This is a genomic window from Streptomyces sp. NPDC050161, assembly GCF_044460025.1.
Classification (GTDB): domain Bacteria; phylum Actinomycetota; class Actinomycetes; order Streptomycetales; family Streptomycetaceae; genus Streptomyces.
Genome location: NZ_JBITJM010000006.1, coordinates 16,952 through 38,999, shown reverse-complemented (window position 1 = coordinate 38,999; position 22,048 = coordinate 16,952). Strand labels below are relative to the sequence as shown.

General features: G+C 68.1%; 23 protein-coding genes and 1 pseudogene. 17 read left to right on the top strand and 7 right to left on the bottom strand.

Annotation, left to right across the window (positions count from 1 at the left end; all coding sequences use genetic code 11):
- Window positions 1-83: 83 nt before the first annotated feature.
- The 3 genes and pseudogenes from ACIBK8_RS12545 to ACIBK8_RS12535 all read right to left on the bottom strand — a co-directional run bounded on the left by ACIBK8_RS12545 (window position 84) and on the right by ACIBK8_RS12535 (window position 3,417).
- Window positions 84-1,346, bottom strand: coding sequence for a cytochrome P450 (locus ACIBK8_RS12545; protein WP_399041719.1), 1,263 nt, complete (start codon window positions 1,344-1,346; stop codon window positions 84-86).
- A gap of 157 nt (window positions 1,347-1,503) precedes the next feature.
- A pseudogene (locus ACIBK8_RS12540) lies at window positions 1,504-1,773 on the bottom strand (TldD/PmbA family protein); the annotation flags it as partial.
- A 408-nt stretch (window positions 1,774-2,181) separates the two neighbouring features.
- The gene (locus ACIBK8_RS12535) at window positions 2,182-3,417 is read right to left on the bottom strand and encodes a helix-turn-helix domain-containing protein (protein ID WP_399041716.1); all 1,236 of its coding nucleotides are present in this window, start codon (window positions 3,415-3,417) and stop codon (window positions 2,182-2,184) included.
- Window positions 3,418-4,818: 1,401 nt separating this feature from the next.
- On the opposite strand from ACIBK8_RS12535, the gene ACIBK8_RS12530 reads away from it, so the two are divergent.
- Window positions 4,819-5,103, top strand: coding sequence for a hypothetical protein (locus ACIBK8_RS12530; RefSeq protein WP_399041715.1), 285 nt, complete (start codon window positions 4,819-4,821; stop codon window positions 5,101-5,103).
- A gap of 1,054 nt (window positions 5,104-6,157) precedes the next feature.
- On the opposite strand, the gene ACIBK8_RS12525 is transcribed toward ACIBK8_RS12530, so the two are convergent.
- The gene (locus ACIBK8_RS12525) at window positions 6,158-6,454 is read right to left on the bottom strand and encodes a GntR family transcriptional regulator (protein WP_399041714.1); all 297 of its coding nucleotides are present in this window, start codon (window positions 6,452-6,454) and stop codon (window positions 6,158-6,160) included.
- A gap of 178 nt (window positions 6,455-6,632) precedes the next feature.
- Here ACIBK8_RS12525 and ACIBK8_RS12520 point away from each other — a divergent pair, with 178 nt between their 5' ends.
- From ACIBK8_RS12520 to ACIBK8_RS12510, 3 genes are all read left to right on the top strand, one after another.
- Window positions 6,633-6,956 (top strand): hypothetical protein, encoded by a 324-nt coding sequence (locus ACIBK8_RS12520; protein WP_399041713.1) that lies wholly within the window; start codon window positions 6,633-6,635, stop codon window positions 6,954-6,956.
- A gap of 375 nt (window positions 6,957-7,331) precedes the next feature.
- Window positions 7,332-7,730, top strand: coding sequence for an SH3 domain-containing protein (locus tag ACIBK8_RS12515; RefSeq protein ID WP_399041712.1), 399 nt, complete (start codon window positions 7,332-7,334; stop codon window positions 7,728-7,730).
- A gap of 673 nt (window positions 7,731-8,403) precedes the next feature.
- On the top strand, window positions 8,404-8,631 hold the full coding sequence (locus ACIBK8_RS12510; RefSeq protein ID WP_399041711.1) for a hypothetical protein: 228 nt from the start codon (window positions 8,404-8,406) through the stop codon (window positions 8,629-8,631).
- A gap of 231 nt (window positions 8,632-8,862) precedes the next feature.
- Here ACIBK8_RS12510 and ACIBK8_RS12505 read toward each other — a convergent pair whose 3' ends face one another.
- A complete protein-coding gene (locus ACIBK8_RS12505) occupies window positions 8,863-9,645 on the bottom strand; it encodes a GntR family transcriptional regulator (protein WP_399041710.1) in 783 nt (260 codons plus the stop codon).
- A 179-nt stretch (window positions 9,646-9,824) separates the two neighbouring features.
- Between ACIBK8_RS12505 and ACIBK8_RS12500 the strand changes: the two genes are divergently transcribed.
- The 7 genes from ACIBK8_RS12500 (at window position 9,825) to ACIBK8_RS12470 (ending at window position 15,129) form a co-directional block, all read left to right on the top strand.
- On the top strand, window positions 9,825-10,205 hold the full coding sequence (locus tag ACIBK8_RS12500; protein WP_399041708.1) for a hypothetical protein: 381 nt from the start codon (window positions 9,825-9,827) through the stop codon (window positions 10,203-10,205).
- The gene (locus ACIBK8_RS12495; protein ID WP_399041707.1) at window positions 10,202-10,438 is read left to right on the top strand and encodes a hypothetical protein; all 237 of its coding nucleotides are present in this window, start codon (window positions 10,202-10,204) and stop codon (window positions 10,436-10,438) included. Before ACIBK8_RS12500 ends, ACIBK8_RS12495 begins: the two co-directional genes overlap by 4 nt.
- The gene (locus ACIBK8_RS12490; protein WP_399041706.1) at window positions 10,435-11,763 is read left to right on the top strand and encodes an FtsK/SpoIIIE domain-containing protein; all 1,329 of its coding nucleotides are present in this window, start codon (window positions 10,435-10,437) and stop codon (window positions 11,761-11,763) included. The genes ACIBK8_RS12495 and ACIBK8_RS12490 overlap by 4 nt, the downstream gene beginning before the upstream one ends.
- A gap of 2 nt (window positions 11,764-11,765) precedes the next feature.
- Entirely contained in the window at window positions 11,766-11,951 is a 186-nt protein-coding gene (locus tag ACIBK8_RS12485; protein ID WP_399041705.1) for a hypothetical protein, read from the top strand.
- A 196-nt stretch (window positions 11,952-12,147) separates the two neighbouring features.
- On the top strand, window positions 12,148-13,662 hold the full coding sequence (locus ACIBK8_RS12480; protein WP_399041704.1) for a replication initiator: 1,515 nt from the start codon (window positions 12,148-12,150) through the stop codon (window positions 13,660-13,662).
- A gap of 20 nt (window positions 13,663-13,682) precedes the next feature.
- Window positions 13,683-13,844, top strand: a complete 162-nt coding sequence (locus ACIBK8_RS12475) for a helix-turn-helix domain-containing protein (protein WP_399041703.1) — start codon at window positions 13,683-13,685, stop codon at window positions 13,842-13,844.
- A 43-nt stretch (window positions 13,845-13,887) separates the two neighbouring features.
- On the top strand, window positions 13,888-15,129 hold the full coding sequence (locus ACIBK8_RS12470) for a tyrosine-type recombinase/integrase (RefSeq protein WP_399041702.1): 1,242 nt from the start codon (window positions 13,888-13,890) through the stop codon (window positions 15,127-15,129).
- A 73-nt stretch (window positions 15,130-15,202) separates the two neighbouring features.
- Here ACIBK8_RS12470 and ACIBK8_RS12465 read toward each other — a convergent pair whose 3' ends face one another.
- Window positions 15,203-16,738: a TldD/PmbA family protein gene (locus ACIBK8_RS12465; RefSeq protein WP_399041701.1), complete on the bottom strand. Its 1,536-nt coding sequence runs from the start codon at window positions 16,736-16,738 to the stop codon at window positions 15,203-15,205.
- A 230-nt stretch (window positions 16,739-16,968) separates the two neighbouring features.
- Here ACIBK8_RS12465 and fabG point away from each other — a divergent pair, with 230 nt between their 5' ends.
- Together fabG and fabI are read left to right on the top strand one after the other, a co-directional pair.
- On the top strand, window positions 16,969-17,673 hold the full coding sequence (gene fabG, locus ACIBK8_RS12460; protein WP_227045850.1) for a 3-oxoacyl-[acyl-carrier-protein] reductase: 705 nt from the start codon (window positions 16,969-16,971) through the stop codon (window positions 17,671-17,673).
- Between the two features lie 5 nt (window positions 17,674-17,678).
- Window positions 17,679-18,449, top strand: a complete 771-nt coding sequence (fabI, locus tag ACIBK8_RS12455) for an enoyl-ACP reductase FabI (protein WP_393679102.1) — start codon at window positions 17,679-17,681, stop codon at window positions 18,447-18,449.
- Between the two features lie 126 nt (window positions 18,450-18,575).
- Here fabI and ACIBK8_RS12450 read toward each other — a convergent pair whose 3' ends face one another.
- Complete coding sequence (locus ACIBK8_RS12450) at window positions 18,576-19,262, bottom strand: FadR/GntR family transcriptional regulator (RefSeq protein ID WP_399041700.1); 687 nt, start codon at window positions 19,260-19,262, stop codon at window positions 18,576-18,578.
- Between the two features lie 192 nt (window positions 19,263-19,454).
- Here ACIBK8_RS12450 and ACIBK8_RS12445 point away from each other — a divergent pair, with 192 nt between their 5' ends.
- The 4 genes from ACIBK8_RS12445 to ACIBK8_RS12430 all read left to right on the top strand — a co-directional run bounded on the left by ACIBK8_RS12445 (window position 19,455) and on the right by ACIBK8_RS12430 (window position 22,020).
- Window positions 19,455-20,780: a CynX/NimT family MFS transporter gene (locus tag ACIBK8_RS12445; protein ID WP_399041699.1), complete on the top strand. Its 1,326-nt coding sequence runs from the start codon at window positions 19,455-19,457 to the stop codon at window positions 20,778-20,780.
- A 16-nt stretch (window positions 20,781-20,796) separates the two neighbouring features.
- The gene (locus ACIBK8_RS12440; RefSeq protein ID WP_399041697.1) at window positions 20,797-20,913 is read left to right on the top strand and encodes an SGM_5486 family transporter-associated protein; all 117 of its coding nucleotides are present in this window, start codon (window positions 20,797-20,799) and stop codon (window positions 20,911-20,913) included.
- A gap of 286 nt (window positions 20,914-21,199) precedes the next feature.
- A complete protein-coding gene (locus ACIBK8_RS12435; RefSeq protein WP_399041696.1) occupies window positions 21,200-21,415 on the top strand; it encodes a hypothetical protein in 216 nt (71 codons plus the stop codon).
- Window positions 21,416-21,501: 86 nt separating this feature from the next.
- On the top strand, window positions 21,502-22,020 hold the full coding sequence (locus ACIBK8_RS12430) for a SixA phosphatase family protein (RefSeq protein WP_399041695.1): 519 nt from the start codon (window positions 21,502-21,504) through the stop codon (window positions 22,018-22,020).
- Window positions 22,021-22,048: the final 28 nt, after the last annotated feature.

The window sequence follows — 22,048 nt, the reverse complement described above, 5'->3', positions numbered from 1 at the left end:
CGGGTGCGGTGCCGGTGGCGGCGTGCCATGACGGAGGACCCCACCCGTCGGGGTGAGGCCCGAGAGGCCGGGCTCTCATGAGGTCACAGGCGCACCGGAAGGGCCTTCAGGTGCCAGTTGACGGGGTTGTTGCCGCGTTGCAGGTGCTCAGGGTCGATGGCGAGGCGCAGGCCGGGGAAGCGGCCGAGCAGGGCGGTCAGGGCGGCGGCGGTCTCCTCCTGGGCGAGGTGGGCGCCGAGGCAGCGGTGGGCACCGTGCCCGAAGCCGACGTGGGGTTCGCGGCCACGGCGGGTGCGGGCGAGATCGAGGCGGCCGGGGTCGGTGAAGGCGGCCGGGTCGCGGTTGGCCGCCGACACGATCGGGAGGACGGCTTCGCCGGCGCGCACCGGAGTGTTGCCGAGGGTGGTGTCACAGGTGGCGTAGCGGGGCAGCGCGCGCACGACGGGGCCGCAGTAGCGCATCAGCTCGTCGACGGCGTACGGCATGAGAGCGGGGTCCTCGCGCAGCAGGGCGAGTTGGCCGGGGTGGGCGAGGAGCGCCTCGGTGCCGTTGGCGATGAGATTGACGGTGGTGATGTGCCCGGCGACGACGAGGTTGGTGATGAGGGCGACGAGTTCGTCGGTGCTCAGCCGGTCGTGGCGGTGGGGGGCGAGCAGGTCGGAGATGAGGTCGTCGCCGGGGTGGGCGGTGTGGGCGGCGATGAGGGTGTGGGCGTCGTCGACCATGCCGGCGAGCGCGTCGCCGAGTTCGTCACCGCAGGTGCCCGCGGTCAGCGTGGCGCTGCGGGCGCGCCAGCGGTCGCGGTCGGCTTCGGGGACGGCGATGAGTTCGCAGATGACGGTGATGGGCAGCGGCCTGGCGAAGTGCTCGACGAGGTCGACGACGCCGTCTTCGGCGTGTTCCGGTAAACGGTCCAGGAGTCGGTCGGCGATGGCGTCGATCCTGGGGCGCAGTGCGGCCACGCGGCCGGGGGAGAACGCGGCGGTCACCAGGCCGCGCAGACGGCGGTGGTCGGGACCGTCCGCGTCGAAGATCCCCGCGCGCAGGTACTTCTCGTGGTCCGCGTGCATGCCGCGGGCCTGCCAGGTCTGCTCGGTGCGGTGTGCCACCGGCGCGCCGGGAACGGCCGTGGCGTCGATGGTGAAGCGGGGGTCGCTCATGACGGTACGGATGTCGTCGTGCCGGGTGGCCACCCACATCGGGTCGACACCCGGCACGCGCCCGCGCACCATCGGCCCGTCGGGCTCACCGGTGCGCGCGTACGAGGTGAAGGGATCCCGCACCAACTCCTGATCGGCCAGGTCCATCAGTGTGGGGTCGGTGTCGCCGATGTCTGGTTCCTGCATGCCCATACCAGAATTCTCCCGAAAGTTCGGTATTCGGTCGCGGCATCTTCGTCCCCAAGCCGAACTCACCGCACTCCTCACGGATGTGAATACACCCGGACGAGCGCGTACCGGCGTGTCGGCCCCGTGGTGACCCGGGGGGCCACGGGGTGCCGGATCACGAACGCCCGGACTCCGCCGCCGTGTTGAGGATGTTCACGTTCCGGAACACCGCCGACGGGCACCCGTGGGAGACCGCCGCGAGCTGCCCCGGCTGGCCCTTTCCGCAGTTGACGGCGCCTCCCAGGACGTAGGTCCGAGGCCCGCCCAGACCCTCCAGTGACCCCCAGAAGCCGGTGGTGCTTCCCTGGTAGGCGACGTCCCGGAGCTGTCCGCGAAGGCGCCCGTTCCGGATGGCGTAGGCCCTCTGCTGGGTGAACTGGAAGTTCACCGGGGGAGTGGAGGGCACACCCATCCGACGGGCATCTATGCAGGTCAGGTGGCTATTCATGGTCTGACCTAAACCCCTGTTCATACTGGTTTAAACCGGACTGTTCGGGGTCTGGTGTTGGCTTGGTGTTGGCCTGGAGCAGGGGCTACCGGCCCGGTTCGGTGCCGGCGGCGAGACGCGACCTGGCCGACGCCTTGGGTATCGACTTGCCGGAGTGACAGCAGAGTCGACAGGCCCCGTCCAGGCTGGCGGGGCATCTCTGCAAGTCGTGGCCATCAGAGCCGTCTTCTGTCACCGCTGAGCATGATGAAGCCCCGTTGCCCTGATGGGGGCGACGGGGCTTCTTTGCGTCTTCGCACACACCGGACAAGCCGCGACGGGGGGGCTTGGTGGGACGGTGGCGAATCAGACGGTGCCGAACTCGCTGAGAAGGGCCGCCACTTCCGGCATCTTCGCGAACGGTGTGAGCCTTTCAAGAACGACCCGCCCCCGAGCGGCCGTTCTCTCGGAAGCGCCACCCGTGCCTAGCTTCAACATACGTCGTGCTGTTGCGGCGGCTTCCTCCGGCTCGTTGGCATCTGCGTATGCCACTGCCAGCCACGAGAGGTAAAGAGCCAACTCCCGTGCGTGGGTCGCTTCGTATCGGTCCAGGACATGAGTTAGCAAGGGAACCGCACGGAGAGGCTTGTGAAGCTCGGTGTAAACACGAGCGTCCATCACCTCCAGTTCCTCCACGCACACCCAATACGTCCAGTCCGGTTCATCTGCCCCGTGTCCGTCCGTAAGTGCTTCGTGGGCCGTGCCCAGAGCCTTGATTGCCTCTTGGGGGTGGCCAGCCTTGGTGTGCGCCCACGCTGCGCGGTCCCGGAACAGGGCACGTGCCCTCGCCGGGGCGTCCGGTCCGGCTATCTCCACAGCGGCCGTCGCCATTTCCACGGCTTCGCTAGGGGCACCCTGATTCGCCACTTGATAGGACAGCGTGCTCAACAACTGTCCCGCCAAAGTGCCGTCTTGGGCCTTTTGTGCAGCAGAGAGTCCCAAGCGGTATACCCGATCCGCCTCCGCGTATTCACCCGCATCACTGAAAACCCAACCAACGATCTGGGCCAGCTCGGCAATCACTCGGAGAAGATCACGGCCAATTACCTCGGTATGTGTCGTTTCGCGATAGAGGGTAACCGTGGACTTCAAGTCCCGGCGTGCACGACCGATCAGGTCCCGCCCGTACACGACGTCATCTGCTAGCCGGAGTCCATGAACCCGGCCTGCCAAATCAATCACCGTGGATCGGCCGATGCGCGGACCTAAGCCACCAGCCAGCGGAGCGAACGGGTCACCAGGCGGCAGGAAGTCGTCCACCGTACGCGGATCGGGTGAGGGGGGAACGTCCCCCACTGCCGTTGCTTCCTCAAGCTGCTCTCTGGACACACCTAGGACGGTAGCCAGAACCGGCAGCCATTCGCGCGGTTTTCGCAGCCCTGATTCCCATCGGTACACATCGTGGCGGCTGAGGTTCGCGTTCAGCCCCAACTCAGGTAGATCACGGGCAGCCTCGTTCAGCTTCTCTGCTAAGCGTGCCTGAGACCAGCCGTGGACCCTACGGAGGCGTTTGATCATCGCCCGAACGGTTTCCCCACTCATGTCCCCAGTCTGGCCTACATCGAGGCATACACATAGGCAGCTCCCATCACATGGCCGGGCCGGAAGGCTAACCGTCATGGCATCGAACTGGGCAACACGATGACGCACCACGAAGGCGTACGGGTGATCGACGGGTGCACCGGCCAACTGGGCCAGGTAGCGGCTGAATCCGGTCTTCCCGCCCCTCATCCGTGGGTCGGGAAGACCGTGCACGACGACCACGGCCGGCAGGGCATCTTGCGGGCCGTCGAGACCGGGTGGATCGACCCTGCGGCGAACCCGTACGGGCCCCGTCAGCCCTGCACCACGGCCTTCGTGCGGCTGGAGCATGGGAGCAGGGAGTGGACGGCGCCGGTACGCGACATCCACCTTGGCCCCGTCCCGCCGGAGACTCCGCCGGATGAGCCTGAAGACCCCCTCACCGACCCGGAGTTACTTCGGCCCTACGTGCCTCCCGGCCCCGGATCCGCTGCGTACGAGCGGGATATCAGGTTTCTGATGCGCCGCGCGATGCCGTACGGGCTTCGCGGGATGCGGGACTTCGACGCAACTCAGGGCTGGACATGACGGCCGAGACAGGGCCTCGCTTCTACCTCGGTCCGATCGGTGGCCCGCGTAGTAGGTGGCGCGAGGTGGGTTCGGCTGAGTATGACGCCGCCTGGAGTGCCGCCACGACCGAGCTGTACGGCGGGCGCTTCCGGGCCCGCCCGTCGCGGACTATCGCTGCCCTGCTGGTTGGCACGTACTTCGACGACGGCGACAGCAGTGCCGGTCTCAGGGTGCCGCCTGGTGGCGGGAGCCCGTGGACGCGCGGTTTCGAGGGGCACCCATGACGCGGCGTAGGTGCACTGCACGGCACCGCGCCCCGGCGTACCGCAGCAGGTTCCGCCCGCGATGGATTCCGGAGTGGGTTCGGTGCGGTTCCCCGCCCCGCCACAAGGATGATCACTGTGCCGTGGTCCCCGGTGAGTTCGAGACCTGGTGGCCCAATACGGAGGCATCGTGAGCCGCCTCCTGCTGGCTGCCCTGGCTCTGATCACCGTGACGTTCGTACTCGGTGTCGGTGTCTGGCGTAGCCATCACTAACCCACATAGACCCCCGATGCTCAGTGGCTCGTCCTGAGTATCGGGTGCACCGGGACTCTCCGCGTGGCGCCAGGCATGACACAACGCGGAGGACTTCCCGGGGCGACGGGGCCACGCGGGTATTTACAGCTCCTCATACCTGCGTGGCCCCCGAGCCAGCCGCGAACCCCCGTTCCGTCCGTCCCCGCCCCCCTGCGACGCGGACGGAATGGGCTCCCGCCCCTGCTGGCCAGACAGTACGGCGGGGTGGGGAGGGCTGTCCGGTGCTGCCGGCGCTGACAGTCCGGACGGCCCACCACACACACTGACGACCTGATGACGCATTGGCTGATGGCGCAGAATCCAGAAGATCACGGAATTCCCGAAAGCCCTCTCACCACGCCTCGCGGTGGTCTCTGCGGAGAATCATGCATGCATTGGGGGCTGATCAGCAGAGCACTAGAAGAAGCCGTGGCGAGTAAGAATGCTACGGCGGCAGAACAAGTTATCCAACTCGCCCTGCTGCATAAGACCTATGGCCATCCGGAAGACCCCCGACCGTCAATGGATATTGAGGACCTGTACGACATGCGTGCCGTTCGGGCGGCTTTCCTGGATTAGGAGACCGGCGCGGATTGGATATCTGAGGAAGGGAGTCCACATGGTTAAGGCCAATGTCCCGTACCCTCCTGGGTCGGTCGTGGTGGACATGAAGAGGTGCAAGGTTGGTGCTGTGAAGGCAGTGAACGGCGTGTGTCTTGTGCTGGTCCGGCCGGGTGGTTCCCGGTGGGATGCCCTGGCGACTTCCTGTAGGCCGGCAACTGATTTGGAGGCTAAAAGCCTCACGGCCACGCAGGACGGAAATAGCAATTCGAATTAGTAGGAGGAAAAATGTGTCCATTGTTTGGTGAGCACCGCTGGGTGATGTCCGGTGCAACGATGTCATGCCTCTGCGGCATCACTATCCATTTGCCTGACTAAGGCTTCGCCCCTCAATTGGGGGGCGAGTAAGACCCCCGGCAGCACATCTGCCGGGCGTGCTCCTCACGGAGGGCCCTAACACGTTCTCGGCCCCCGTCACGTCTGAACACCGTGACGCAGAGGGGAGTGCGAAGGCCAGTGCTCCGCGCGTATTGATCATGGGTGCGCGGGGTGCTGGCCACCGACCCCATGTCTTCCTTCCCCGATAGTGCGCTATAGGGGAAGGGCGGCGCGGGTCGCCCAAATGGGTGACGTACTCCGTGCCACTGCACCAACGGGGCGCAGAGGTACAACGCTAGCCAGCCTGCGCACTTCCTACGGAAGGTTATCGTCGTGCCTCTGCCTCCCCAATGCCCCGACCCTCGTTGCAGCGAGCGGTTGTGGAAGGACACGACCACCACCGTCGGCGGTGAAGATCGCTGGTTCTGGTGGTGCCGGTCCTGCAAGCGCACATGGAAACCGTCAACCGAACAGGTGGAGGAGTTCCGTTATGGGCCATCAGCAGGACATGCAAATTCCGTGCGGTAAGGGAGGATGCCCCGGCACGAAGACCGTGGTGTACGTCTACGACGACGACGGCAACTGCATCAGCCAGCAATCGTGGCCGTGCGGCCTGTGCGGTAACCAGTAGCACTTCGGTAAGAGAAGCTCCACCGGGGAGTCTTCTCCCTACTCGGCTCCGTCCGCCCGTGCGTCAACCGTCGGACGGGCGGGGCCGTTCGTCGTCCTGGTGCTCGTCCTCGCGCTCGGCAGGATCGACCACGAAGGTTCCGCGTCCCCACTCCGTTCGCACCACGCCCTGCTCGCGCAGGACGCGAACCGCTCGGCGGGCCGTCTCCCGAGCCACTTTGAACCGCGCGCACAACTCCGCTTCGGATGGGACTCGTTCGCCTGGTCCGATCGTCCCTGCCTTGATTTCGGCGGTGAGTGCTTCCAGCACCCGCATGTACGGGGCGTACGGAGTGTGCGGGTCGAGCGGGCTCTCAGGCATGGGGTGAGCGTAGACAACGGGCCAATCCTGAGCGACTTAGACAGGCAGACCAGTTAGACAGGTAGACGAGTTAGACGAGCTGGCTTAGCTTGTTTCCCGGACATGAAAACGCCCCGGCGAACCGGTCCTACGCGGTCCGCCGGGGCTCCGCCGAACAGCTATCGGGAGCTGACACGACATGCGCGATCTTATCGCCTGCGCCCTCGCCTGGGCGCTCTCCGCCCTCGCCCCCCGCCGGCCTGGACGTCACAGCGCGGAATACCTCACCGCGCTCCCCACCCCCGGGCCCGCGTCCGTGTCGCCCTGGTCCCGCCCCTGGACCGGGCCGACGAAAGAAGAAGCCGCCGAATTCTTCCGGCGGCAGGCCGAAGACACGATGGAACTCGGGGTCATCCGGGAGCGCCGCCGGGCGCTGGTGCTCGCCACGATGGGCGTTGACTACGACTTCCCCACCATCAACATCACGGGCATACGAGCTGCCGGTGATGGGGTGGCAGTGTGACTGCCGACGGTATAGCGCGCACCACCCCGCCCGCCGCGACGGCCGAACTGTGCGTCGAGTGCCGGATGCCGACCCACGCTCCCGTGCCTGTCCGGCACATCGAGAGCAGCAGCGGTCCCGGGGTGAGGCTGTACGCCTGTCCCGAGCATGCGGTGCAGCTCGGCGCCGGGCCTACCTGGGACGACATAGTCCGCTGACCCGCAGATGAGTCGATCAACCCCGCTCGGCCCGCGCCGGGCGGGGTTTTTCTGGGAGCGAACTTGTCAGCATGAGAGGTTGCCTCTTGAGCGGGTGTGATCCATGCTGGTCACTTGTCAGGACGAGTGTCTAACCGGCCTTCGGTGGCGCTCGTTGTCGAGTGAAGAGGAGGTTCACATGAAGGTGATCAAGCGCAAGCGCGGTCTGCGGACGCTGGCGGTCGTGGCTGGCGCCGTGCTGGCGGCGGGGCTCGGGATCGGGTCGGCCAACGCGGCGGACGGCGGTCATTTCACGAATAAGCCGCATTCGGAGACTTCCATGGCGAATGGCCTGAATTTCCGGGCGGGGCCCAATACGGGGTATTCGGCGCTGGGTCTGCTGTACGTCGGTGACGAAATGGAGATCATCACGTTCAGGGATGCGGGGCCGAATCAGTGGGACAAGGTTCGGCTGCTGAGAAGGTCTGCGGGCGGCCTGCCTGCGGGCTCGGTGGGCTGGGTCAAACAGAGCTATCTGACTGCTCCGACGTGTTCGCCTGGCCCTGAAGATCAATGCCTGCTCTTCGGCGGAGGCTGATCGGCGTTGAAGTCAAGGCCCCTTCCCGTGAGGCGGGAAGGGGCCTTGCAATTAAAGATTCTCCCTGGCCGGTTTTCCCGCCTCGCGGGATTGGGGGATCTTTTTGCTTGTGGGGTGCGGGGTGCCCTGATTGGCTGGAGTAACGTCGAATGCATATGCCAAACGGAGATCAGGTGGGGTGCGGGGGTGAACGTCGGTGAACGCCGGTCCTTGGGTAGACGATGACGGCGAGGGGCTTTGGGTCCGGGGAAATGACTACCTCACGGGGTGGCGTGAAGCGGACGAAGCGGCTCGCGCGCTCAACGCTGCTTTACGGCGGGCGGGGCATGATGCTGATGCCCTGCGGGCGTCACCGCACAGTGGCCCGACCGGTGAAGGCAAGGTCTGGATGAACCCGGCTGCGGCCCGGTTGATGACCCGCCTTCTCGATGAGTCTGGCGGCACGACCCGCAAGCGGTGCGCTTAGGGCGCGCCTGGCCGGTTCCTCGACGGAGAGGAGTGGTGTTCCTGGTCGTGGGGGGTGGGGTCCGGAGGAACCCCCCACGATGTTGCGCGCGGCGCATCGCGCCCAACGGTGGCGTAACTGCGCGGGAACGATGCCGAGCTGGGCGACGGCGCCGCAGGCCGCGTTCCACTGCCGGGCGCGCCACTGCCGGATCGTCCCGGAGGGACGATGCAGACCAACGCGCCGGACTTGGGCCGGCATGGCGAGAATCTGAGAGGGAGATCAGATATGGGGCGGACGCTGAAGACGGCACAGGGCAGTGCGGTGCACATCGAGGAAGACGCGCGTGGCATTCGCTGGGTGGTCTGCGCGGGCTGCCGAAAACGGAGCATCGTCACGGGCTTCGGATCACCCCGGTCGAAGGCCGAGCGTCACGCGCGCACCTGCCGCCGCTGAACGAGAGAAGCGCCCCGGGCGCCCGGCGTATCGCTCCGGGCACGCCTGAGCGCATGATGAAGCCCCCGCTGGCTGATGCTGGCGGGGGCCTTCGTGCGTTTCAAGGGTGTGCTGGGAGTCAGGTCGGTGGGCGTCCGGCCGGGACCGGCCGAAGGCCGCAGCCCGGACGGCCGCCCGGCCGACCGGCGCGCCCTGGCGCGCCCTTGAGGAAGTGAAGAAGGTTTACACCGATCAGTTCTTTGCCCGGGGGCGCTTGGCCGGTGCGCGCTCCGGCGTGATCCGGTAGACGAGATTCGCCATGGCCGCCGCGGTGCGCAACTCCTCGCAGATCAGGGGGCGGTCGTCGGTGCCGTAGGTGACGCGGTAGGTAATGAGAATCGGGCTGGCATCCGTGAGCCCGAGGGTTACGCGCTCGTCGGGGAGCGGGGTCCGCGCTGTGACGACCTCGCGCCATGTGAGCTTGTGTCCGGCCTCGACCAGCATCGCGTACAGGTCGGTGACGTCGGCGTCCGGCGTCTCGGCCAGTGCGGGTACGTCGGATGCCACGTCCATGGGGATGATCACGCGGAGCGCGATGCGGGTGCCGGTATCGGGATCGGTCATGAGATGGTCGGTGCTGAAGGCGTCGGCCGCGTCCTGCTCGGGCTGCTCCAGCAGGTGTGCATGAACGTCCAGGAGATGGATTCGGGTAACGCCGGGTGTCTCCGTCTCTCGCAGTTCGGGGACGCTATAGCGCTGTCCGGACCGGTCGATGGTCCTCGGAATGAGGGTCTTCGCGGCGGCCTGGCTGCGGACGAAGCTGCCGCGTCCGTGGTGCGACTCGACCAGTCCCATCGTCCGCAGCTCGTTGACTGCGCTCCGTGCGGTGGGGCGGCTGATCTTGTACGTCGCCATCAGCTCGGTTTCGCTCGGCAGCTTGCTGCCCGCTTCGTACTCCCCGGCCTTGATCGCCTGCGCCAGTTGGTCGGCGACCTGCATGTAGATGGGGTTGGGACGGATGATCTCGCCTGGCATGTCGCTAGCTCCGTCATCAGTTGATTGTCAGTGGGCCGTGTTATGGGGAACAGTCTGCCACTCGTCAGGATAAGTGGTTGCCTCTTTGGGTCAACAGGGCGCATGCTGGCCACTTATTAGGACGAGAGGCGCACTGATAAGGGGTCGCCTCCGTTCCAACAGAGAGTGGTGGATGACTCATGCAGCAAATGCCCATCGACGTGGCGCGCCTCGGGAACTGCCTGTGCGTCGTGCCGCCGGAGAAGCGCGTCAACCCCGAGACGGGGGAGGTGCGCAAGGACCGGGACGGCAACGTCATGTACGTGGTGGGGATCGCGGTGCGGCAGAGAGACCGGCGGCGGGCCGATGTGATCGAAGTGTCCGTCCCGGCCGAGCCGCGCGGCGTCTCGGAGGGGATGCCGGTGCACGTGGCTGACCTGGTCGCCACACAGTGGGCGATCGGAGACCGGTCCGGCGTCTCCTTCCGGGCCTCCGGGGTCACAGCGGCTGGTCCTCCCGGCGGCGTTCCTGCGGCCGGCGGGGCTTCGCAGAACCGCGCCAAGGCTGGTGGTGACGCGTGACCATGCGCGATGTGAACGTGCTCGACGCTAAGCGTCTGGCCACCCATCTGAAGGTTCTGACCGGCGTTGCTGACCTCCTGGAGGTCGTGACCGACATGGCAACCGTTGACTGGCTGCTCCAACTGGCATGCCGCAACGGGGAGTTGGCGGCCTATCACGCGCGTCGGGTGCTCAACGACCTCGCCACCGAGGAACGCAAGCGCACCACTGAGGAAGGGAAGGAGAAGCAATGATCTGGACGCTCGTGATCTGGTTCGCCTCGGCTGCGCTGATCCTCGGGGTCCTCACTCAACGGTGGTGGGAGCCCCGGCTCGCCAAGTCTCAATTCGCGTGGGTGCGGGCGTATCCCTGGCGGTGGTACCTCATCGGTTACCCGGCCACTGTTGTACGGATGCGGTGGCGGTGGAAGCAGGTCTGTTTGATCAACGATCTGTCGGTCAGCCGTCGGCCGAACCGTGCGGTGGTCGGGGACCTGGCGGTCAAGGGCGTCGCGCTGCGGCCGATCGCTCCGCATCTAGGCATGCCGCGTGTCACGAAGCGGGGCCTGGTCGTGCGTGTCCGCCTCAACCCCGGCCAGACTCCCGGCCCGTTCCTGGCGGCCTCTGAGGCGCTGGAGCACGCATGGCGGGTCCACCGGGTTCGCGTCCGCTCGCCCCGGCGGGGAGAGCTGATCGTGACGGTTACGGCCGGCGACTCCCTGAAGGACGGCACGGCCGAGAGGGACGAGAGGCCGGAGACGCTGATGGCTGCTCGGGTCGGTCGGATCGAGGACGGTGGCTCGTGGGTGCTGGACCTGCGGCAGGTGCCGCACTGGCTGGTGGTCGGTGCAACGCAGTCCGGTAAGTCCACCCTCCTGGCTGCCTGGGTGAGTCGGCTCGCTCCGCAGCCGGTGGCGCTGGTCGGAATCGACTGCAAGGGCGGCCTGGAGTTGGGTCTGTTCGGGCCGCGGCTGTCGGCGCTCGCCTCCAACCGGAAAGAGGCCATCACCCTCCTGGGTGCGCTCATGGCTGATCTGGAAGATCGCATGACTCTCTGCCGGGAGGCGCAGGCGCGTTCGGTGTGGGAGCTGCCGCCGTGGGTCACGCGGCCGGTGCCGGTCGTGGTCCTGGTGGACGAGTTGGCGGAGCTGTATCTGTCTGACGGCTCGCGGCAGTCCCGCGATGAAGTGGCGCAGTGTTCCACGCTGTTGCTGAGGCTGGCACAGCTCGGGGCGGCGCTGGGGGTCCATCTGGTCATCTCCGGTCAGCGGGTCGGCTCTGACCTCGGTCCGGGTGTGACGGCGCTCCGTGCCCAGCTCGGCGGCCGGATCGCGCACCGCGTCAACGACTCCGCGACTGCGGAAATGGCGCTCGGGGACCTGTCGCCCGATGCCGTGGCCGTCGCCCAGCAGGTGACTGATGCCGAGAAGGGCGTGGCGGTGACGACGGTCGGCGGGCGGTGGATGCGTGCCCGGTCCGAACTGCTCACGACAGAGCAGGCACGTCAGGTGGCCGAGCAATTCGCTGACCGCAAGCCGGACATGCCCGCGCTCGCGGCTGCCATGGAAGGAGGGGAGTAGGTATGTCGCAAGGGCAGATCTATGCGCTGGTGACGCTGATGGCGGTCATCACGGTGATGCTCGTCCGGTCGGGCGAAGTGAAGTGGTGGCAAGCCACCTGCATCGGGCTCATGAGCTTCTACCTGGCCATGACCCCCATCGGCTACGCCGTCATCTGGATCGTCAACGGGATCGCCGGACACGTCTGATAGCGCCGCGTCCCACCCCGTGCGCAGTCTGACGGCTCGCGTTTCGGGATTCGCGGGCGGTGGCTGAGGCTCACTGCTTGGCCTCGGTCACCGCCCCACTCCGGCCGGCTAGAAGTCCGCGTTCGAGATCAAGGACTCCCTTGCCCATTCCCCTGGCAACTCTGCCTGTTCCCGCAGCCGTGCTTGTTGCTGCCCGATGCGAGAGATCACCGCCATGCACCGCCCGAACTCACCCGCTTCCAACCCCTTCACCGACGCCGACGCGCGGCGCTCGACCCTCGCGCTAGCTGACCGCCTGCGGCGCCTGTCCGACACGGAGCGCGACATGGTGCGCCTGGTGGCCGACCCCGGATTCGGCCGCTGGATGGAGCAGATCCGCAACGTCGGCGGCTGCGCCCACCCCATCTACCTTGCCGGGCACACGACCGTGACAGACGCGGTAACGGGTCAAGTGCTGCGGCACTTCGACACCGCGACCGAACCCGGTGGACGACTGGCCGTGCGGTGCCGCAACAGGCGAGAGACGCGCTGCCTCCCCTGCTCCTACCTTCATGCCGGCGACACCTTCCAACTCGTCCGCTCCGGCCTCTCCGGCGGCAAGGGCACTCCCCAACACGTCCGGGAGCACCCTCGGCTCTTCGTCACGCTGACGGCGCCTTCGTTCGGTTCCGTGCATCACCTCACCGAAGGCGGGCGGCAGTGTCGGCCACGCCGGGAGGAAAGGACCTGCGAACACGGGCGCCCGATCGGCTGCCGACTCGTGCACACCGAGGGTGACCCGCTACTCGGCCAACCCCTGTGCCCTGCCTGCTACGACTACACCGGCCACGTCCTGTGGCACGCCCATGCCGGGCTCCTGTGGAATCGTTTCTGCAACCGCGTGCGGCGCGCCCTGGCCACCTCGGTAGGCATCACGCAATCCAAGCTGCATGCTCATGCCCGGCTCAGCTTCGCCAAGGTAGCCGAGTACCAGCAGCGGGCCGCTGTCCACGTTCACGCCGTCATCCGGCTGGACGGAGCGACTGGGCCTGACGACCCCCCGCCCGGCTGGGCCAGCCCCGTAGTGCTCGAAACGGCCGTCCGCGATGCTGCGGCCACGGTCGCTGTGCCCGTTCCGTACTCGGCCGCATTCGGTGAGGAAGTCGTGCGGTGGGGAACAGAGCTGGACGTGCATTCCATCCGGTCGTTCGAGGGCGATTCCCCGGTGACCGACGACCGTGTTGCGGCGTACATAGCGAAGTACGTCGGCAAATCCGTCTCTGAGGCCGGCGGCTCCGACCGCCCGATCACCTCGGCCGCCGAGATCCCGTACGCGGCCGTTAATGACCACCTGCGGTCCCTCATGGCGGCGTGCTGGAATTTGGGCGGTCTCCCAGAGATGGAGCACCTACGCCTCCGTCAATGGACTCACGCCTTGGGCTACCGGGGGCACGTCCTTACCAAGTCGCGGCTCTACTCCACCACTTACGGAATTCTCCGGGCTGCGCGTGTCGATCATGTGCGGCAAGCGGATCCTCTGAACGCTGTTGATGACGATCAGACAGCGGTCACTGCGTCTGAATGGCGCTACGTGGGGTCTGGCCACAGTCCAGCCGAGGCGGAAGTTGCGGCAGGCGTCGCATGCGATCTCGCGGACGCTCGACGCCTCTACAAGGAGGCCAAGGAAGATGAGAGATGGGCGGGCACAGCTGACCGAGAGGGGGAGCTGTGAGGGGCGGAAGCAATCTACTGATGACACCAGAGGAGGTGGCGGCCGAACTTGGTGTCACCAAGCGGGTCTTGATGGATTCGTACCGACGCTGGGGCATTCCGTACCTGAAGGTCGGAAAGCACGTCCGGTTCCGAACTCGCGATCTGTGCAACTGGGTTGACGCTCGCATGCAGGGTGGCTAGCTTCAAAGAGTCCAACCAATCAACATGTAGGAGGTTAACAAGCGTGGCTTCGATCAAGAAAGAGGACTGTGGCTGCCCGCGTCGGCAGAAGTCCAAGTGTGCGCACAAGCCCTACCGGGTCTTTTACCGTGAGCCGGGAGGCAGGGCGGGCTCGCTGCGTCAGGCCAGCTTCAAGCTCCTGGAAGACGCGCAAGCATTCGCGGTCAAGGTCGAGCGGGACAAGGATCTGGGCACCTACGTCGACCCTAAGCAGGGGCAACGCTCGTTCGCTAACGTGTGGGAGGAGTGGGTGAACGCTGGCGTTCTTGAGGCATCCAGCAAGGCCAACTACGACAGTGTTTACCGGAATCACTACAAAGAGCCTTTTGGTTCTCGGCCTATCGGTTCCATCACCCCGAGCGACATCGCCAAGTGGGAAGAGAAGCAGCGTGTCAACTACAAAGCGTATGGGGTTCAGGGGCGCTTTAGTGTCCTCTCGTCTGTGTTCAACTATGCTGTCGATGCAGAGATCATCGGGCGCAATCCATGCCGGAAGGCCAACGCCAGAAAAAACGCCCGCAAGACCGCGTACGTGCCCGTGAGTGATGATGAAATCCCTACGACAGAGGAAGTGCTAGGGATCATCGCAGAGGCGCCTAAGCGGATACGCGCAGGATTCTGGGCTATGGCGGGGTGTGGCTGCCGACCGGGCGAGGCGTTGGGGGTATCGGACGAGTCGATGGATTGGGAAGGGGCGATACTCCACAAAACTCATCAGGTTTCTGCTCACGGCTGCAATGAAATCAGTGGGCAGAATCGAGGTGTAAAGCGAGGGACGAAGCATCGAGACCCTGAGCGGCCTGACTTGTTGGTAAAGGCGCCTGTGCCGGCATCGGTCCTGGAGATATTCGCAGATCACATCGATAGCTTTGGGGTCTGGGGTGATCGGGGATGGTTTTTTGAATCTCCCCGAAAAAGCGAGCATCACCCTTCTTATGACTGGTTTCTTAACCAGTTCAAAGAGGCGGCGGGGAGAGCGGGCACTCCTGATTACACACCGAAGAGCTTCCGGCACTTCTTCGTATCTCAGGCAATCCACGAAGGGATTCCCCTCTTCGAGGTCGCCGCATGGGTAGGGCATCGCACTACCAGGGTGACTGAAGTGGTGTACGGCCACCTGGTGCGGCGGGCGATGGATCGAGGCGCCAACGCGATCGAGAACCGCCTAGGGCTCGGCCTGGCTCCCTTCAAGGGGGTCATCGTCCCGCCCCAGTGGCTCGGAGAGGGCGCGGATGACGACACCTAGAGGGGGCGGCCTAGTGTTCCTTGTGCTGGCGTGTTGGCCTCGTGACGGTTTTGAGGTCCTACAGGGTGTCGGGTCAAGAACGCCCGGACTCCGCCGTCGTGTTGAGGATGTTCACGTTCCGGAACACCGCCGACGGGCACCCGTGGGAGACGGCAGCGATCTGCCCCGGCTGGCCCTTTCCGCAGTTGACGGCGCCTCCCAGGATGTAGGTCTGGGGCCCGCCAAGGCCCTCCAGTGACCCCCAGAAGCCGGTAGTACTTCCCTGATAGGCAACATCCCGGAGCTGTCCGCAAAGACGGCCGTTCCGGATGGCGTATGCCCTCTGCTGTGTGAACTGGAAGTTGTAGCGCTGCATGTCGATCGACCACGAGCGGTCGCCGACGACGTAGATGCCGCGCTCGACACCGGCGATCAGCTGCTCGGTCGACGGCCCGTCCGGCGCGGGCTCCAAGGAGACGTTGGCCATCCGCTGGACCGGGACGTGGCCGGGTGAGTCCGCGTACGCGCAGCCGTTGGAACGCCCCAGGCCCGTCAACCCGGCGGTTCTGCGGTCGAGTTGGTAGCCGACCAGGGTGCCGTCCCGGATCAGGTCCCAGGACTGCGCGGCCACTCCCTCGTCGTCGTAGCCGACGGTCGCGAGCCCGTGCTCGGCGGTGCGGTCGCCGGTCACGTTCATCAGCTCGGAGCCGTACGCCAGCTTCCCCAGCTGGTCGAAGGTGGCGAACGAGGTGCCCGCGTACGCCGCTTCGTACCCCAGCGCCCGGTCGAGTTCGGTGGCGTGTCCGACCGATTCGTGGATCGTCAGCCACAGATTGGAGGGGTCGGCCACCAGGTCGTAGGCACCGGCCTCGACCGTCGGCGCGCGCATCTTCTCGGCGAGCTGCTCCGGAAGGGCGGCCAGTTCGCCGTCCCAGTCGTAGCGGCCGTCCGTCAGGTACTCCCAGCCGCGGCCGACCGGCGGTGCGAGGGTGCGCATCGCGTCGAAGTCGCCGGTCGCCGGATCCACCGCGACCGCGGTCAGCTGGGGGTGCAGCCGCACCCGCTGCTGGGTGGTGCAGGTCCCTGCCGAGTCGGCGTAGAACTTGTTCTCCTGGACGGTCAGCACCGAGGCGTCCGCGTGCGCGACACCGGGCGCGGCCAGCAGCCGTCCGCTCCACTCCGCCAGCAGCCCGGTCTTCTCCGCGTCAGGTACCGCGAACGGGTCGATCTCGTACGAGGAGATCCAGGTGCGGTCCGGGTACGCGGGCTCATCGGCCAGCTCCACGCGCTCCCGGGAACCGGCCGCCGCGGTCACCTTGGCGGACAGCTTCGCCATCGCCACCGCCTGGGACGCCACCCGGGCCGCCGCGTTCATCGTCAGGTCCACCCCGGAGGCGAACCCCCAGGCGCCGCCGTGCACCACCCGGACCGCGTACCCGAGGTCGGTGCTGTCGGACGATCCGGACAGCCGGGCGTCGCGCAGCCGCCAGGTGGCGCTGCGCACCCGCTCCAGGCGGAAGTCGGCGTGTTCGGCGCCCAGCGCGCGGGCCCGTGCCAGCGCGGCGTCGGCCAGTGCGCGCAACGGCAGCGCCGTAAACGTCTCGTCAAGGGCATGGGGTGCAGCAGGCACGGCGTCCTCCCGTAGTCGGCGCCTGCATCATGCCCTGCGCGGCCCGGCGGGCCCAGGGAGCGGGCGGCCGGCGGCCGGGAGCCGCGCGGCGGGGGAGCGGGCCGCGTTTTCTGTAGGGACCTGACAGTGACGGCGCGGCGCCCCTGTCCGCCTCGATTCCCCTTCCGGGCCCGGCGACCGATAGTTTCGTACCGAACGCAGGACGGACAGGAAACGGAAAGGGTGATCTCGTGAGCCGCTCGGTTCTGGTCACCGGAGGCAACCGTGGCATTGGTCTCGCCATTGCCCGCGCCTTCGCCGAGGCCGGCGACAAGGTCGCCATCACCTACCGATCGGGCGAGCCCCCCGAGGGGTTTTTGGCCGTGAAGTGCGACATCACGGACAGTGAGCAGGTAGAGCAGGCGTACAAGGAGATCGAGGAGAAGCACGGCACGGTCGAGGTGCTGGTGGCCAACGCCGGCGTCACCCGCGACCAGCTGCTGATGCGGATGTCCGAAGAGGACTTCACCTCGGTCGTCGAAACCAACCTCACCGGCACGTTCCGGGTGGTCAAGCGCGCCAACCGCGGCATGCTGCGGGCCCGCAAGGGCCGGGTCGTGCTGATCTCGTCCGTGGTCGGCCTGCTGGGCTCCGCGGGCCAGGCGAACTACGCCGCGTCCAAGGCGGGCCTGGTGGGCTTCGCGCGTTCGCTCGCCCGGGAGCTGGGCAGCCGTAACATCACCGTCAACGTCGTCGCACCCGGCTTCGTCGACACCGACATGACCCGCGCGCTCACCGATGAGCAGCGGGCAGGCATCGTGAAGCAGGTGCCGCTTGCGCGCTACGCGCAGCCCGAGGAGATCGCCGCCTCGGTCCGCTTCCTGGCCTCCGACGAGGCCGCGTACATCACCGGAGCCGTCATTCCTGTCGACGGCGGATTGGGCATGGGGCACTGATCAGCATGAGTGGAATCCTTGCAGGCAAGCGCATCCTGGTCACGGGCGTGCTGACCGAGTCGTCGATCGCGTTCCAGGCGGCCAAGGTCGCCCAGAACGAAGGCGCCGAGGTCATCCTCACCGGCTTCGGCCGGCTCTCGCTCGTGGAGCGGATCGCCAAGCGGCTGCCCAAGCCCGCGCCGGTGATCGAGCTGGACGTCACCAACCAGGAGCACCTCGACGGGCTCGCCGACAAGATCCGCGAGCACCAGGGTGAGGACGCCCGCCTCGACGGCATCGTGCACTCCATCGCCTTCGGCCCGCAGGGCGCCTTCAACTTCCTGGAGGCGGAGTGGTCGGACGTCGGCACCGCGGTGCAGGTGTCGGCGTACTCCTACAAGTCGCTGACCATGGCCTGCCTGCCGCTCATGGAGCACGGCGGCTCGGTCGTCGGCATGACCTTCGACGCGCAGATCGCCTGGCCCAAGTACGACTGGATGGGTGTGGCCAAGGCGGCGCTGGAGAGCACCAACCGCTACCTGGCGCGTGACCTGGGCGCCAAGGGCATCCGCTGCAACCTGATCTCGGCGGGCCCGATCAAGTCGATGGCCGCCAAGTCGATCCCCGGCTTCGAGGAGCTGGCGGACGTGTGGAACCACCGCGCCCCGATCGGCTGGGACCTCGCCGACCCGGAGCCGGCCGGCCGCGGCGTCGTCGGGCTGCTGTCCGACTTCTTCCCGCGCACCACGGGCGAGATCGTGCACGTCGACGGCGGCGTGCACATGATGGGCGCCTGACCTCAGGAGCCTCGCGCCCGTAGCGCATCCGTACTGCCCGTCCCGGTCCGCCGGGGCGGGCAGTACGCGTTACCGGGCCGGAACGGGCGGGAGGTGTGCGCAGGCGCCCGCCCCTCCGGTGCCGCGTCAGGCGCCGCGGCCCGGCATCGTGAGCCGGCAGCCGAAGGGATGGGCGCTCGCCTCGGCGGCGGCCCGCTCGCCGTCCCCGCTGCGGATCGCCTCCACCAGGCGCGCGTGATCCATCCGCGCCTCCGGACGCAGCTCCTCGCCGACGTCCGCGCGCAGGAAGTCGCGCAGCACGCCCCCGAGATCGGCGTACAGCTCCGCCAGGACCTCGTTGTGGGACGCCGCGATCACCGCCGTGTGCAGCCTCGCGTCCGCCTCGACGAACGCCGCGGCGGCCCCGGACTCCCAGGCGCTCTCGCGGCGTTCCAGCAGGGTGTCGATCTGCCGCAGGTCCTGCGGGGTACGGCGGTGGGCGGCGAGCCTGGCCGCCTCCGCCTCCAGCGCGCTGCGCAGCTCGGCCACGTGTCCGGGGTCGGCGTCGGCGAACCTGCGGTGCATCACCCCGGCCAGCTCGCTGGTCGCCACGACGTAGGTGCCCGAGCCCTGCCGGATGTCCAGCAGTCCGTTGTGCGCCAGCGCCCGTACGGCCTCACGGACGGTGTTGCGGGCCACGCCCAGCTGCCCGACCAGCTCGGGTTCGGTCGGGATGCGGGAGCCCACCGGCCACTCGCCGGAGGTGATCTGGGCGCGCAGCTGCGCGATCACCTGGTCCGCCAGCGCGGAACGGTGGGGTGAGGTCAGTGGCATGGCTGCGCTCCCGGGGGCTCGGACGGGACGGGGAGGGGGACGGCGGGCCCGGCCGGTCCGGGGCGGGGCCGGTCCTCCTGGAGGCGTCGTCCCGGGGCCGCCGGGACGCCCGGCCGTGCGACGGGGATCCGGCCGCCGGGGCCACCGGAATCGGCTGGACAGGCAATCATCCTATGATTCTATGATGACGCCATGGCAGACGAAGACCTGGCGACCGTCGGCGCCGCCGAGCCCGCACCACGAGGCACGACCCCACCGGAGGCCGCCCGCCCCGAGGCCGCGGACGCCGCCCGTCCCGGGCCTGACGGCGTGGTGCCGACGGCCGGTTCGCCCTGGCCCGCCCGGATCCTGATCGTCGGTCTGGTCCTCGCCGCGCTCAACCTCCGCCCCGCCATCACCAGCCTCGGCGCCCTCATGGAAGAGGTCCGCGACGGCCTCGGCATGAGCGGCACCGTCGCCGGACTGCTGACCTCCGTCCCCGCGCTGTGCTTCGCCGCCTTCGGCATTGCGGCGCCCCGCCTGGCCAGGCGCTGGGGCCCCGGCGCCATCGTCTGCGCGGGAATGGCGGCGATCGCCGCCGGCGTCGCGATCCGGCCGTTCGCCGGCGGCACCGCGGGCTTCCTGGCGGCCAGCGCGCTCGCCCTGGCCGGCATCGCGGTCAGCAACGTCCTGCTCCCGGTGGTCATCAAGAGCCGCTTCCCCGACCGGGTCGGCGCGATGACCGGCCTCTACTCCATGGCCCTGGCCCTCGGCACGTCCCTGGCCGCCGCCGTCACGGTCCCCATGACCTCGGCGCTGGGCGGCAGTTGGCAGCTCGGCCTGGCCGTCTGGGCGGTGCTCGCCGCCGTCGCCGTCCTCCCCTGGATCGCGGCCCTGCGCTCCGGCCCCGCCGTGCCCCGGCCGGCCGCGGGCGCCGCCGCGCACCCCGGTGAGCGGCCGATACGGATCACCTCGTCGCCGACCGCCTGGGCGCTGGCGGTCTTCTTCGGCCTCCAGGCCACCGCCGCGTACATCACCATGGGGTGGATGCCGCAGATCTTCCGCGACGCCGGGGTCTCCGCCGGTACCGCGGGGGTGCTGCTCGCCACCACGATGGCGATGGGCGTGCCGCTCTCCTTCGTCCTGCCGCGGCTGGCCGCACGGATGCGGCACCAGGGCCCGCTCGCCGCCGGGCTCGGCCTCTGCGGCCTGGCCGGATACGCGGGCCTGTGGCTCGCCCCGGCCTCGGGCGCCTGGGCCTGGGCGCTGCTCATGGGCGTCTCCAACTGCGCCTTCCCGCTGGCCCTGACGATGATCGGGATGCGGGCCACCAGCTCGGCAGGCGTCGTCAAGCTCTCCGCCTTCGCCCAGAGCGTCGGCTATCTGATCTCGATCCCCGGGCCGCTGCTGGTGGGCACCCTCTACCAGCACAGCGGGGGGTGGGGCGCGCCGATAGCCCTGATGGCGGGGCTGATGGTGCCGCAGATCGCGGTGGGGGTGCTGGCGGGCCGGGACCGCCGGATAGAGGACGAGAGGTGAGTGCGACACTGGGCCCATGCCAGTGCTCGAACCGAATCCGCAGGGCAGCCAGAAGAAGCTGCTCATCGTGCTGGGCGCGATGCTCGGCGTGACCGTCCTCATCGCCGTCATCGCGAGTATCGCGGCGCCTTAGGCGTGCGTGGGGCGGCTCCGGTGCCGGGCCGCTCGTCCACGGCGTTCCCGGCCGACCAGCCGCCCGCCCGTGGCGTTCCCGGCCGACCGTCGGCCCGAGTGACCCTGGCCGGCGGCCCGGGTGGGGCTGTCCCCACCGTCCCCTAGGGGGCCGGCGTCAGGGGTGAGTGGGTGGCTTCCCGGATGGGAACGGCCGCCGCGGCTTTGTAGGTTCGAAGAACACCGCGCCGCGGTGGTGCGCGCCGCCCGCCACGGCGCGTCCTTCGATCCGTCACGGAGGCGATCCCATGCCCGCCGCGTCCCGCCGCTCGTCCGCTGCCGCGCCCGAGGCCGGTGGACTGCGGATACGGCTGCCGTGGTGGGCGCTGGGGCTGCCCGTCGTCTCCTTCGTCGTGCTGCTGTCGCTCATGGGGAGCGCGGACCCGGCGGGTGCGGCGCCCGCCGCGCCGGGCCTCACGCGGCTGCTGGAGGTCCTCGCCCGGCTCGTCGGCGCCACCCCCTGAGGCCGGTGCGTGCACGCCGTCACCCTGCGGAGGGAGCGCCTCAACACCCCGCGCCCCGCGCCGCCTTTCGTGCGAAGCTGGGACGCATGAGCGCCGATACACCTCGCCGGATTGTCCTTCTTCGACATGCCAAGGCCGAATGGTCGCAGGACAGCGACCACGAGCGTCCGCTCGCCGAGCGCGGCCGTAAGGATGCCCCCGCAGCCGGACGACGGCTGGCCGGAGCCGGGATCACCCCCGACCTGACCTTGTGCTCGACCGCGTCCCGCACCCGCGAGACGTGGAAGCTCTTCGTCGGTGAGCTGCCGCAGCGCCCCAAGACGGTCTACGACGAGCGGCTGTACGAAGCCTCGCTCGGCGAGCTGATCGCCGTGCTCAACGAGACCGCTGACGAGGTGCGCGACCTGCTCGTGGTCGGACACAACCCGGGGATGCACGCCCTCGCCGACGCCCTGGCGGGCGAGGCCGAGGGTGACCTGCTGCCCCGCCTCAACCGCGGAGGGTTCCCCACCGCGGCGATGGCCGTCATCGAGTTCAACGGCTCGTGGAAGTCGGTGGAGCACGGCGTCGGCCGTCTCGTCGCGTACCTGCCGCCGCACGAGTGAGGCACCGGGCCCCCGGCATCCGTCCCGC